Origin of the sequence: Roseomonas rosulenta, from assembly GCF_016106005.1 — a bacterium.
Classification (GTDB): Bacteria; Pseudomonadota; Alphaproteobacteria; order Acetobacterales; family Acetobacteraceae; genus Neoroseomonas; species Neoroseomonas rosulenta.
Map to the genome: position 1 here is coordinate 1 of NZ_JACADR010000130.1, position 12,299 is coordinate 12,299.

8 protein-coding genes are annotated in these 12,299 nt (G+C 72.5%); 6 read left to right on the forward strand and 2 right to left on the reverse strand.

The genetic code is table 11. From position 1 onward, the window contains the following. The first annotated feature begins 158 nt into the window (after positions 1–158). The 6 genes from purH to HW578_RS15575 all read left to right on the forward strand — a co-directional run bounded on the left by purH (position 159) and on the right by HW578_RS15575 (position 7,746). The gene (purH, locus tag HW578_RS15550) at positions 159–1,736 is read left to right on the forward strand and encodes a bifunctional phosphoribosylaminoimidazolecarboxamide formyltransferase/IMP cyclohydrolase (protein ID WP_198371465.1); all 1,578 of its coding nucleotides are present in this window, start codon (positions 159–161) and stop codon (positions 1,734–1,736) included. Between the two features lie 249 nt (positions 1,737–1,985). Then, positions 1,986–2,594, forward strand: coding sequence for a carbonic anhydrase (locus HW578_RS15555; protein WP_198371466.1), 609 nt, complete (start codon positions 1,986–1,988; stop codon positions 2,592–2,594). Between the two features lie 67 nt (positions 2,595–2,661). Then, the gene (locus tag HW578_RS15560) at positions 2,662–3,882 is read left to right on the forward strand and encodes a DNA recombination protein RmuC (protein ID WP_198371467.1); all 1,221 of its coding nucleotides are present in this window, start codon (positions 2,662–2,664) and stop codon (positions 3,880–3,882) included. After that, entirely contained in the window at positions 3,882–5,132 is a 1,251-nt protein-coding gene (locus HW578_RS15565) for a NupC/NupG family nucleoside CNT transporter (RefSeq protein WP_198371468.1), read from the forward strand. Before HW578_RS15560 ends, HW578_RS15565 begins: the two co-directional genes overlap by 1 nt. Positions 5,133–5,167: 35 nt before the next feature. Then, entirely contained in the window at positions 5,168–6,499 is a 1,332-nt protein-coding gene (locus tag HW578_RS15570) for an aspartate aminotransferase family protein (RefSeq protein WP_198371469.1), read from the forward strand. 77 nt (positions 6,500–6,576) lie between these two features. Continuing rightward, a complete protein-coding gene (locus HW578_RS15575; RefSeq protein WP_198371470.1) occupies positions 6,577–7,746 on the forward strand; it encodes a M20 aminoacylase family protein in 1,170 nt (389 codons plus the stop codon). Positions 7,747–7,910: 164 nt separating this feature from the next. Here HW578_RS15575 and addA read toward each other — a convergent pair whose 3' ends face one another. Both addA and HW578_RS15585 read right to left on the reverse strand, forming a co-directional pair. Beyond that, positions 7,911–11,378: a double-strand break repair helicase AddA gene (addA, locus tag HW578_RS15580; RefSeq protein WP_198371471.1), complete on the reverse strand. Its 3,468-nt coding sequence runs from the start codon at positions 11,376–11,378 to the stop codon at positions 7,911–7,913. After that, on the reverse strand, positions 11,375–12,299 hold a 925-nt coding region (locus HW578_RS15585), incomplete at its 5' end, for a PD-(D/E)XK nuclease family protein (protein WP_198371472.1). The genes HW578_RS15585 and addA, both read right to left, overlap by 4 nt.

A 12,299-nucleotide genomic window follows, 5' to 3' on the forward strand; every position in this document is an offset into this window, starting at 1 on the left:
CGGCGCGCCGGCTATGCCGCCGCCGCGCGCGCCGTGCGCCACTAGCTCCGCGCGGTCCAAAGGGCCGCGGCGCCCTGGCAGGCGCGCGCCCAGGCAGTGTCCCGGCCCGCCCGGCGCCATGTGGACGCGCCCGTCGCGCGGGTCTATGCGGCCCCGCCATGAGCGACATCCTCCCCATCCGCCGCGCCCTGATCTCGGTCTCCGACAAGGCGGGGCTGGTCGAATTCGGCCGCTTCCTCGCCGCGCGCGGGGTCGAGATCCTGTCTACCGGCGGCACCGCCCGCGCGCTGCGGGAGGCCGGCGTGCCGGTGAAGGACGTGAGCGAACACACCGGCTTCCCCGAGATCCTGGACGGGCGGGTCAAGACGCTGGTGCCGCAGGTGCATGGCGGCATCCTCGGCCGGCGCGACCTGGCGGAGCACCTGGCGCAGATGGACCGGCACGGCATCGCGCCGATCGACCTGGTGGCGGTCAACCTCTACCCCTTCGAGGCGACGGTGGCGCAGGGCGCCTCCTCCGAGGACTGCATCGAGAACATCGACATCGGCGGCCCGGCGATGATCCGCTCCGCCGCCAAGAACCACGCCGGCGTCGCGGTGCTGACCGAACCCGCGCATTTCGCCGAGGTGCAGGCCGAGATCGAGGCGCGGGGCGGCACCACGCTTGCCACCCGCCGGCGCCTCGCCGCCGCGGCCTATGCGCGCACGGCGGCCTATGACGCTGCGATCTCGGGCTGGTTCGCGCGCCAGGAAGGGCAGGCCTTCCCGCCGCGCCTGACGCTGCCCGGCGTGCTGCGCCAGGGGCTGCGCTATGGCGAGAACCCGCACCAGCAGGCGGCCTTCTACGTGGATGGCAGCAACCGCCCGGGCATCGCGACGGCGCGCCAGGTCCAAGGCAAGGAACTTTCCTACAACAACCTGAACGACACCGACGCCGCCTTCGAATGCGTGGCGGAATTCGACCGCCCGGCGATCGTGATCGTGAAGCACGCGAACCCCTGCGGCGCGGCGGTGGCGGGCGATCTCGCGGGCGCCTGGGACAAGGCGCTGCTGTGCGACCCGGTCTCGGCCTTCGGCGGGATCGTGGCGGCGAACCGCACCCTGGATGCGGCTGCGGCGGAGAAGATCACGGCCATCTTCACCGAGGTGGTGATCGCCCCCGACGCCGACGACGCGGCGAAGGCGGTCTTCGCGCGCAAGAAGAACCTGCGCCTGCTGCTGACCGGCGGCATGCCGGATGCGGCCGCACCCGGCCTCGCCTTCAAGTCGGTGGCGGGTGGCTTCCTGGCGCAGTCCCGCGACGCGGGCCAGGTGGACGAGTCGATGCTGAAGGTGGTGACGCAGCGCGCCCCCTCGCGTGCCGAGATGGCCGACCTGATCTTTGCCTTCCGCGTCTGCAAGCACGTGAAGTCGAACGCCATCGTCTATGCCAAGGGGATGGCGACGGTGGGCATCGGCGCGGGGCAGATGAACCGCGTCGAGAGCAGCCGCATCGCCGCCTGGAAGTCCGAAGCCGCGGCGAAGGCGGCGGGGATCGAGCGCCCGCTGGCCCAGGGTTCGGTGGTGGCCTCCGATGCCTTCTTCCCCTTCGCCGATGGTCTCGAGACGGCTGCGGCGGCCGGGGCCACGGCGGTGATCCAGCCCGGCGGGTCGATCCGCGACGCCGAGGTGATCGCGGCGGCGGACAAGGCGGGCCTCGCGATGGTGTTCACCGGCATGCGGCACTTCCGGCATTAGTTTTTTCGTGCCCTCAGACGCCAGGCGCCGGCATCCGCCGGCTTGGCTTGCGCGCCCCGCACTGGTGCTCTGGCGGCCGCGGGCGGGTTGGGCGCGGTCGCGCCGTGCGCTCCCGGATCGTGCCTTGCACGATCCGCTGTCCTGTTCCCAGGTGCGGGTCGAGCGCCGTCGTGCTCCCGGATCGCGACCAGCCGCGATGCGATTCAAGGGGTGGCGTGCTTGCACGCCACGCGCCCAGGATGACCCTGCATGGATGAGCTGATCGCCGGCTACCGCCGCTTCCGCGCCGAGACCTGGCCACAGCAGCGCGCGCGCTTCGAGGCCCTGGCCGCCGCAGGGCAGCGCCCGCACACCATGGTCATCGCCTGCTCGGACAGCCGCGTCGATCCGCAGATGATCTTCTCGGCCGGGCCGGGCGAGTTGTTCGTCGTGCGCAATGTCGCGAACCTGGTGCCGCCCTACCTGCCCGATGCGCTGTTCCACGGCACCAGCGCCGGCGTGGAATTCGCCGTGCGCGTGCTGCAGGTGGCGCGCATCGTGGTGATGGGCCATGCACTGTGCGGCGGCATCCGCGCGCTGATGGACGGTGCGCCGCCCGAGGCACGCGACTTCGTCGCCGGCTGGATGGGGATCGCGCGCCGCGCCCGGGAGGTGGCGCTGCGCTGCGACGCACCCGACCAGCGCCAGGAAATCGCCGAGTACGAGGCGGTGCGCATCTCGCTCGGCAACCTCATGACTTTCCCCTGGGTGGCGGAGGCCGTCGCCACCGGCCGCCTGGCCCTACACGGTGCGCATTTCGGCGTGGCAACGGGCCGCCTGGTGCTGGTGCCGGCCGCGGGGCCCGCCAGCCCGGCCTGACCAGCCTCGCCCGACGCGACGGGCGGTGCGAAACTCGCAGCACACAGCCCGATTCGCCCGGAGGCGCATGGACGACCGGCTCATCCTCGGCCTTCTGCCGCCCGACGCCGCGCTGCCGGCAGCGATCCTGCTCGCCGCCGTGCTGCTGGTGCTCGCCATCCTGCTGCGCCGGCCCGCGCCCGATCCGGTGCTCGGGCAGATCCTCGGGCGGGTCGATGCGGTGGCGGCGGCGCAGGACCGCCAGGCGGAGCGCGTCGCGGCGCTGGAAGGCGATATCGCCGATCGTGTGAACGCCGTGGTGCTCGACCAGACGCGGGTGCTGAACGATGCGGTGCAGGCACAGGTCTCGCGCATCGCCGCGCAGGAAGCGGCGCTCGCCGAACGCATGACCAGCGCCGAGAAGTCGCTGACCGAGGCGATCAAGGCGCAGAACGTAAGCCTGACGCTGGCGCTGTCCGGCCAGACCGAGCGTGTCACGCAATCCCTTGGCGCGACCACCACCGAGATCCGCGAACGCCTCGCGGTGATCGACGCCGCGCGCGGCAACATCGAAGCACTTGGCGCGCAGGTGATGACGCTGTCGTCGATCCTCGGCAACAAGCAGGCCCGCGGCGCCTTCGGCGAGGCGCAGATGGAGCAGATCATCGCCGACCGTCTGCCGGCCGAGGCCTATGCGCTGCAGGCCACGCTGTCGAACGGCAAGCGCGCCGACTGCCTGATCCACCTGCCCAACCCGCCCGGCCCGATCGCGATCGATTCCAAGTTCCCGCTGGAATCCTGGCTGGCGCTGCGCGAGGCACCGGACGATGCGACCCGCGCCGCCGCGCTGAAGCGGCTTGCCGCGGACGTGCAGAAGCACGTGAAGGACGTGGCGGAACGCTACGTCATTCCCGGCGAGACGGCCGAGGGCGCGCTGATCTTCGTGCCCTCCGAGGCGATCTACGCGGAGCTGCACACCACGCTTGTCGCAGTGGTGAGCGATGCGACGCGGCGCGGCGTCTACATTGTCTCGCCGACCACGCTCTGGGCCGTGCTGGGCACCATGCGCGCGCTGCTCCGCGACGTGCGGCTGCGGCAGGAGGCAGGCAAGATCCGCCGCGAGCTGGACCGGCTGCTGGCCGATGTCGGGCGGCTCGACGAACGCACCGAGAGCCTGCGCCGGCATTTCGGCCAGGCGCAGAAGGACATCGACATGATCGAGGTCTCCTCCGCCGCCATCAAGCGTGGCGGGCAGCGCCTGGCGGACCTCGAGATGGACGACCCCGAGCCGCCGAAGGTGCTGCCCTGATGAGCGCGCTGCAGCTGCAATCCGCCGCCGGCCTGCTGCTGCTGGCGGGGCTGGCCTGGGCGCTGGGCGGGTTCCGGCGCGGCGTGTCGTGGCGCGTCGTGGTGGCGGGGCTGGTGCTGCAATTGCTGCTTGCCGCCGTGCTGCTCAACGTGCCGCTGGCGCGCGCCGCCTTCGCGCTGATCGGCGATGGCGTGAATGCGCTCGCCACCGCGACGAAGGTCGGCACCTCGCTGGTCTTCGGATATCTCGGCGGCGGGCCGCTGCCCTTTCCGGAGCCCTACCCGGGTGCCTCCTTCATCCTGTTCTTCCAGGCGCTGCCGCTGGTGCTGGTGGTCGGCGCGCTGTCCTCGGTGCTGTACCACTGGGGCGTGCTGCCGGCGATCGTGCGCGTCATGGCGCGGGCGCTCGGCTGGCTGTTCGGGCTGGGCGGCGCTGCGGGCTTCGGCGTGGCAGCCAACGTCTTCGTCGGCATGGTCGAGGCGCCGCTGATGATCCGCGCCTGGCTGGCGAAGCTGACGCGCTCGGAACTCTTCGTGGTGATGACGGCGGGGCTCGCGACCATCAGCGGCAATACGCTGGTGGTCTATGCGCTGATCATCGCCCCCGTGGTGCCGGATGCGGCGGGGCAGTTGCTGACGGCGTCGCTGGTCTCCGCGCCCGCGGCGATCCTGGCAGCGCTGCTGATGATGCCGCCCGCGCCGGGCGAGGTGGCGACCGCCGGCGACGAGGGCATTCCGGAAAAGCTCTACGATTCCTCGATGGATGCGCTGGTGCGCGGCACGCAGGATGGGCTGAACCTGCTGCTCGGCATCATGGCCTCGCTGATCGTCTTCGTGGCGATCGTCGCCCTGGTCAACCTGGCGGTGGAACCGCTGACCGGCTTCACGCTGCAGCGCGCGATGGGCTGGGTGCTTTGGCCGGTGGCCTGGGCGATGGGCGTGCCGGTGGCGGAGGCGGCGACGGTCGGCGCCTCGCTCGGCGTCAAGATGATCGTGAACGAGTTCGTGTCGTATCTCGAACTGGCGCAGTCCGGCGGGGCGGGGCTGTCGGAACGCTCGCGGCTGATCCTGACCTATGCGCTATGTGGCTTCACCAATCTGGGGGCGGTCGGGATCATGGTGGGGGGCATGGCGGCGATGTGCCCGGAGCGGCGGACGGATATCGTGAAGCTGGGACTGCCCTCGCTGGTCTCGGGCACGATCGCCTGCTGCATGACGGGGGCGGTGGTGGGCGTGCTGACAGCGCCCTGACGCCGGTGCAGGATGAGCGGGAAGGAGCCCGTCCGATGACCCACATCGTCCACCGCAACCTGCGCGAGGCCCCGCCCGTCGCCGTCTCCGGCCGCGGCATCTGGCTGCGCGACGCCTCGGGGCACGAGGTGATCGACGGCTCCGGCGGCGCCGCCGTGGCGTGCCTGGGCCATGGCCACCCGCATGTGATCCGGGCGATGAAGGATCAGATCGACCGGCTCTGCTACGCGCACACCGCGCTGTTCAGCGCCGGCAGCGCCGAGCAGCTCGCCGATATGCTGGTCGGCCATGCGCCGGGCGGCCTGACCCACGCCTATTTCGTGTCCTCGGGCAGCGAGGGCATGGAGGCCGCGCTCAAGATCGCGCGCCAATGGGCGCTGGAATCGGGCCAGCCGCAGCGCACGAAGTTCATCGCGCGGCGGCAATCCTATCACGGCAATACGCTCGGCGCGCTGGCGGCCGGCGGCAATGCGATGCGCCGCGCGCCCTATGCGCCGATCCTGTCGGACGCCTTCAGCCATGTCTCGCCCTGCTACGCCTATCGCGACCGGCGCGATGGCGAGACGGACGCCGACTACGTCGCGCGCCTCGCTGCCGAGCTGGAAGCCGAATTCCAGCGCCTCGGCCCACAGAATGTCATCGCCTTCTGCGCCGAGACCGTCGTCGGCGCCACCCTTGGCTGCGCCACCGCTCTGCCCGGCTACTTCCCGGCCATGAAGGCGGTGTGCGAACGCCACGGCGCGCTGCTGATCCTGGACGAGGTGATGTCCGGCATGGGCCGCACCGGCACGCTGCACGCCTGGGAGCAGGAGGGCGTGAGCCCCGACATCCAGGTCATCGCCAAGGGCCTCGGCGGCGGCTACCAGCCGATTGGCGGAATCCTGGTGCATGGCCGCGTGATCGAGGCGCTGACCAAGGGCTCCGGCACCTTCAAGCACGGCCACACCTACCAGGCGCATCCCGTCGCCTGCGCCGCCGCGCTCGCGGTGCAGGAGGTGATCCGCGACGAGAAGCTGCTCGACAACGTGAAGGCCATGGGCGCGCTGCTGGAGCAGGGGCTGCACGATCGTCTGGGCAATCACGCGAAGGTCGGTGACATCCGCGGCCGCGGCCTGTTCTGGGCGGTGGAGCTGGTGACCGACCGTGCGTCCAAGGCCACCCTCGACCCGGCGCTGGCGGTGAACGAACGCGTGAAGAAGGAAGCCTTCGTCCGCGGCCTGGCCTGCTACCCGATGGGCGGCACCATCGACGGCAGGCATGGCGACCACGTCATCCTGGCCCCCCCCTACGTCACCAACGCCGCCGAGATCGCCATGATCGTCGAACGCTTCGGCGACGCGGTGGATGCCGCCGTAGCGGGTTTGTGATTCGGCGCACGTAACCGCACTGGAACCATGCCGCGCGGCGGGCTACGCCACGCGCGACCATCACGGGGACACCCACCTTGCCCATCTACAACCGCATCGCCGATTTCCAACCCGAGCTCGCCGCCACGCGCCGCGACATCCACGCGCACCCGGAAATGGGCTTCCAGGAGCACCGGACCTCCGCCCTCGTGGCGCAGCAGCTCGAATCCTGGGGGATCGAGGTGCATCGCGGCATCGCCGGCACTGGCCTGGTCGGCGTGCTGCGCAACGGGAATTCGAAGCGCAGCATCGGCCTGCGCGCCGACATGGACTGCCTGCCGATGCAGGAAGCCAACGACATGCCCTACCGCTCCACCACGCCGGGCCAGATGCATGCCTGCGGCCATGACGGCCACACCACCATGCTGCTGGGCGCGGCGCGCTACCTGGCCGAGACGAGGAACTTCGACGGCATCGTCCACTTCATCTTCCAGCCCGCGGAGGAAGGCGGCGGCGGCGGCCGCGTGATGGTCGAGGAAGGCCTGTTCGACCGCTTCCCCACCGACCAGGTCTATGCCCTGCACAACGACCCCGAACTGCCGCTGGGCGAGGCGCGCATCACGCCGGGCCCGGTGCTGGCCGCGGCCGACCGCATCACCATCACGGTGCATGGCAAGGGCGGCCATGCCTCGCGCCCGCAGATCTGCATCGACCCGGTGCTTGTGGGCGCGCAGATCGTGGTGGCCGCGCAGTCGATCGTCTCGCGCTCGATGGACCCGATCGACACGGCGGTGGTCAGCCTGTGTCAGTTCCATGCGGGGTCGGCCGGCAACGTGATCCCGGAGATCGCGGAGCTGAACGGCACCGTGCGCACCTTCAAGCCGGCCGTGCAGGACATGGTGGAAGCGCGCCTCGGTGCCATCGTGAAGTCCATCGCCGAGGCGCATGGCGCGCGTGCCGAGCTCGCCTATACGCGCGGCTACCCGCCCACCATCAACCACGAGGCGGAGACGCTGCGCGCGCAGCAGGCCGCCGCCGAGGTGCTGGGCGAGAACCGCATCCACCGCAACGCCCCGCCGCGCATGGGTGCGGAGGATTTCTCCTATATGCTGCAGAAATGCCCAGGCGCCTTCATCGGCATCGGCCAGGGCAATGGCGGGCGCCATTCGGTCGGCCTGCACAATCCGCGCTTCGACTTCAACGACGACCTGATCCCGCTCGGCGCGTCGGTCTTCGCCAGGCTTGTGGAACAGGAATTGCCTCGCTGAGTCTTTCTTGCGCCCTCAAACGGCGGGCGCCGGCCATCCGGCCGGCTTGCCTTCGCGCCGTGCACAGGTGCGCGGGGCGCGGCTGACCCTCTGGGCGCGGTCGCGCCTGGCGCTCCCGGATCGCGCATCCGCGCGATCCGCCCTTGGCCGGCATTTCGGCCGGGTCACTCCGGCGTGTGTCGATCCAGCAGCGCATCGGGCAGCGCCATGACCCGCGCGCCATAGGTCCAGACCAGCGCACATTCCACGCGTCGCCCCGGGAAGGCGGCGCGCAGCAGCGCGCGATAGGCCGCCATCTGCCGCAGATACAGCGGCGCCACGGCGGCCACGTCCGTCGGTGGCGGGCGGTTGGTCTTGTAGTCCAGCACCAGCACGCGGTCCGGCGCGACCAGCAGCCGGTCCACCTGGCCCGCGATCAGCCGCCCGCCGACCCGCCCGGCCAGCGGCGCCTCCGCCAGGCTGCCCGGGCCGAGCGCGGCCGCCACCAGCGGCGCGTCGAGCAACGCCATCACCTCCGCCAGCACCGCCGCCTGCTCCGCCGCATCGACCCCATGGCCCGGCCGCGCGAGGAAGCGCCGCGCCACATCCTCGCGCGCCGCAGGCGGGTGGTCGGGCAGGTGCTGCAACAGCGCATGCACCAGGCGGCCGCGGCGGAACCGCACCCCGCGCGGATCGTCGCTCGGGCGGGGTGGTGCGGCTGGCGTCTCCTCCTCGCCAGGCAGCGCGGAAGGCGCGATCGCACCTTCCGGCGCCTCCTGCCGCGCCGGCACCCGCGCCCAACCTGGCAGCGCGGTCATCGCCGCGGGCGCGCGGGGTGGGTCCTCGACGCGCGGTGGCGCTGCCTGCGCCACGGCGAGCCGGCGCGCCACGGCATCGGGCGCGAACATGTCCGGCGGGCCCTCGAAGGCGTGCTCCTCGGCGCCCTCCAGCCGCGTAAAGCCCTGCTCGACCAGCCGGTACCAGCAGCCGGCGGGCACGTCCTTCCGGCCCTGCCAGCCGCAGACGATCAGCCGGTCCTCGGCGCGCGTCAGCGCGACGTAAAGCAGCCGGTGCTGCTCGCGCGCCTCGGCCTCCCTGTCGGCCTCGCGGCGATCCGACAGCGCGGCGGCGGCGAAGCCCTCCTGCTTCGGCGCCCAGGCCGGCAGGTCGTCCTCGAGCCAGCGCAATGCCGCGCGATCCGGCGGCGCGCCGGTCGTGTCGGGCAGGAAGACAATCGGCGCCTGCAGCCCCTTCGCGCCATGCACGGTCATGATGCGCACCGCGTCGCCCGCGCCTTCCGCCTCGCGCTTCACCTCCGCGCCGCCCTGGCGCAGGCGGTGCACGAAGCCCTGCAGCGATGGTGGGTGCGCGCGCTCATGCTCCAGCGCGGCGTTGAGGAACTCATCCATCGGATCCGCCGCGTCGGGGCCGAGCCGTGCCAGCATCCGCGCCCGCCCCGCACGCGGATCGAGCGGCCCGGGCCCGCCCAGCACATCGGCGAAGATCGCGTGCGGCGTCGCGAAATCCGCGCGCGCCATCAGCGCCGCGATCCAGTCGGCAACGCGCCCGAAACGCGTCTGCGCCCCGCGATGCGCCGCCAGCGCGCCCCATAGCGATCCCGCGCGCGGCTGCGCCAGCGCTAGCAACTCGTCCTCCTGCAGCCCGACCAGCGGCGACTTCAGCAGCGCGGCGAGCGTTAGCTCGTCCTCGGGCAGCAGCAGCACATCGGCCAGGGCGAGCAGGTCCTGCACCGCGATCTGCTCGGCCAGCACCATGCGATCGACGCCGCCCACCGGCACGCCGAGATCCTTCAGCGCGCGCACCAGCGCGGCCAGGAAGCCGCCGCGAGCGCGCGACCGCAGCAGCACGAGGATGTCGCCGGCGCGCACCGGGCGGCCCTCGGGCTGATCGGCGCCACGCTCCACGCGCGCGGGCAGCGTCTCGTGGTCCAGCATCCAGCGGATGCGCGCGGCGATCAGCGAGGCGAGGCGTGGCGCCGCACCCGCGCCATCCACCGGGGTCTCCGGCGCCGCCCAGGCCGGCGCCGCCTCGGCCGCGTCCACCTGCAGCAGCGGCCACAATTCCACGCTGCCGGCCTGGCCGGCGCGGTCGGCGTAGTGGCGCAGCGCCGCGTCGCCGGCGACCACGCCCTCGCGCGCCTCGCCGCCGGCAAACACCGCATCGACCAGCGCCAGCACCGGCGCCGTCGAGCGGAACGACACGTCGAGCGGCACCGGGCGGAACTCCAGCCCCGCGCGCCGCACCACCTCCCCGTAATGGGCGCGCTCGCGCGCGAAGCCCTCGGCATCCGCGCCCTGGAAGCCGTAGATGGACTGCTTCACGTCGCCGACCGCGAAGATGGTGCGGCCCGTCTCGCGCGCGCCTTCGCCGGCGAAGAACTCGCCGGTCAGCGCGCGCACGATGCCCCATTGGTCGGGGTTGGAATCCTGCGCCTCGTCCAGCAGCACGTGATCGAGGCCGCCATCGAGCTTGAACAGCACCCAGGCGCTGCCGGGGTCTTCCAGCAGGCGCTCGGCGCCGCGGATCAGGTCGTCGTAGTCGAGCATGCCGGCGCGCGCCTTGGCGGCCTCGTAGCGCCGCAGCACCGGCGTGCCGATCGCCAGCAGCGCCATGGTGGCGGCCAGCACGCGGGCGGCGGCGCGCGCCTGCTCGGCGGCCTGCACGCGCTCCGCCTCGGCGGTCAGCGCGTCCTGGATAAAGGGCGCATCGGCGCCGGCTTTCTGCGTCGCGAACCTCTTGCGTGGTTCATTCTCCCTGGTCAGCAGCAGGCCGCGCCACTCCTCCCAATGCGCGGCGCGCGCGGTCTCGTCGCGAGCGAGCCAGGCGGCGATTTCCGCGCCGCGCGCCTGGTCGTTGGCATTGCCGCTGGCGCGCAGCAGCGCGCCGGCGCGCGGCACGCCTGCGCCAACGCCGATGCAGGCCGCATGCAGCACCGCATCCTCGGTGGCCTCGCCGGGCGCCAGGCCTAGAGCGCGCGCCAGAGCGCCCTCCAAACCCGCCAGCCCCTGCCGCGCATCCACCGCGCGCAGCAGCCGCCCGCGCGTCGCCGCCAGCGTGCCCACGACCTCGGCGAAGCGTGTCGGCGGTACCAGCCGTGCCAGGTGATCGAGTGCGGCGCGATCCGGCGCGCCGGCCAGGACCGACTCGCGCTCGCGCGCCAGCATCGCCCGTGCCTCCTGGTCCTCGACCACCGCAAACTGCGGCGCGAGCCCGGCTTCCAGCGGAAAGGCCCGCAGCAGCGATTGCGCGAAGGCGTGGATGGTCGAAATGCGCATCCCGCCCGGCTGCTCCAGCACGCGCACGAACAGCGCGCGCGCCGCGCGGCGTTCCGCATCATCCGGCGCGCGTCCGGTCAGCGTGGCGAGCGCGGCCGTCAGCGCGGCATCCTCCGCCGTGGCCCAGCCGCCCAGCGCGCGCGCGAGCCGCGTCGCCATCTCCGCCGCCGCCGCCTTGGTGAAGGTCAGGCACAGGATGCGCCCGGGCTCCACGCCGGCCAGCAGCAGGCGCAGCACGCGGTCGGTCAGCAGCTTGGTCTTGCCCGACCCCGCCGAGGCCTCCACCCAGGCCGAGGCCGCCGGGTCCGAAGCGCGCGACTGTGCGTGCTCGGCACGTTCACGCGGGGATTGCGTCATGCCTCGCCCTCGCCCGCCGACCATTCCTCGATCCGCGCCAGGTGGTCGTAGTCGCCGCCCGCCGCGCTGCGCGACGGGTGCGGGCGCGAGGCGAAGGGCGCATCGCCGAGCAGCCAGCGCGCCGCGAGATGCTCGAGCCTCTCCTGCGCGATAGCGGCAAAGTCCTGCGCCGTGGCGTCGATCGTCTTGACCTCGCCCGGCTGCTCGCCGCCAGTCAGGCGCCAGTAGATCAGGTCGCGCGCGATGCCGGGCGTGCCGCGGAAGGCGCCCTCGCGAAGGAGCCAGGCTTCGATGGGCAGCTGCGGTGCATCGCCGGCCAGAAGCGCGGCCTCCCTCGGCACCGTCCCGGTCTTGTAGTCCACCACGCGCCAGCCGCCGGCGGAGAGATGGTCGAGCCTGTCGGCGCGTGCCTCGATCTCGATCTCGCCGCCGGGCATGCGCAGCATCGCCTTGCCCTTGGTCTCGACATGGCAGGCGAGCAGTCCGCCATCGCGCCGCAGCGCGGCCTCCTCGCCGATCACGAACTCCCCGATATTCGCAAGCCGCGGTCCCCAGAAGGCGAGGATGCCCGGTCGGTCCGCATGCGCCGAGAGCGCCGCCTCGCTCGCCCGCGCCCATGCCGCGCGCGCGGCGTCCGCGCCGGGCCAGATGAGCGGCAGCGTGCGCAGGAACCCCGCCATCGCCTCATGCACCAGCGTGCCGTATTCGATGGCGCCGACATCCTCCTCGAGCGCCTTCAGGGGCTGCAGCCGCAGCACGCGCCTGGCGTAGAAGGCATAGGGATCGGCGATCAGCAGCGCCGCATCCGACACCGTCAGCCGCCGCGGCCGCAGCGCGGCAGGCGGCGCCGGTGCGGGGCGCGCGCAGGGTGCGACCACCGCCGGCGCATCGAGCGCCGCCGCCCATCCCGCCGCGGGCGAG

Coding starts and splice junctions, on each gene's coding strand:
- HW578_RS15565 (WP_198371468.1), top strand. CDS start 3,882: ATGAGCGCGCTGCAGCTGCAATCCGCCGCCGGCCTGCTGCTGCTGGCG.
- addA (WP_198371471.1), bottom strand. CDS start 11,378: ATGACGCAATCCCCGCGTGAACGTGCCGAGCACGCACAGTCGCGCGCT.
- HW578_RS15555 (WP_198371466.1), top strand. CDS start 1,986: ATGGATGAGCTGATCGCCGGCTACCGCCGCTTCCGCGCCGAGACCTGG.
- HW578_RS15560 (WP_198371467.1), top strand. CDS start 2,662: ATGGACGACCGGCTCATCCTCGGCCTTCTGCCGCCCGACGCCGCGCTG.
- HW578_RS15570 (WP_198371469.1), top strand. CDS start 5,168: ATGACCCACATCGTCCACCGCAACCTGCGCGAGGCCCCGCCCGTCGCC.
- purH (WP_198371465.1), top strand. CDS start 159: ATGAGCGACATCCTCCCCATCCGCCGCGCCCTGATCTCGGTCTCCGAC.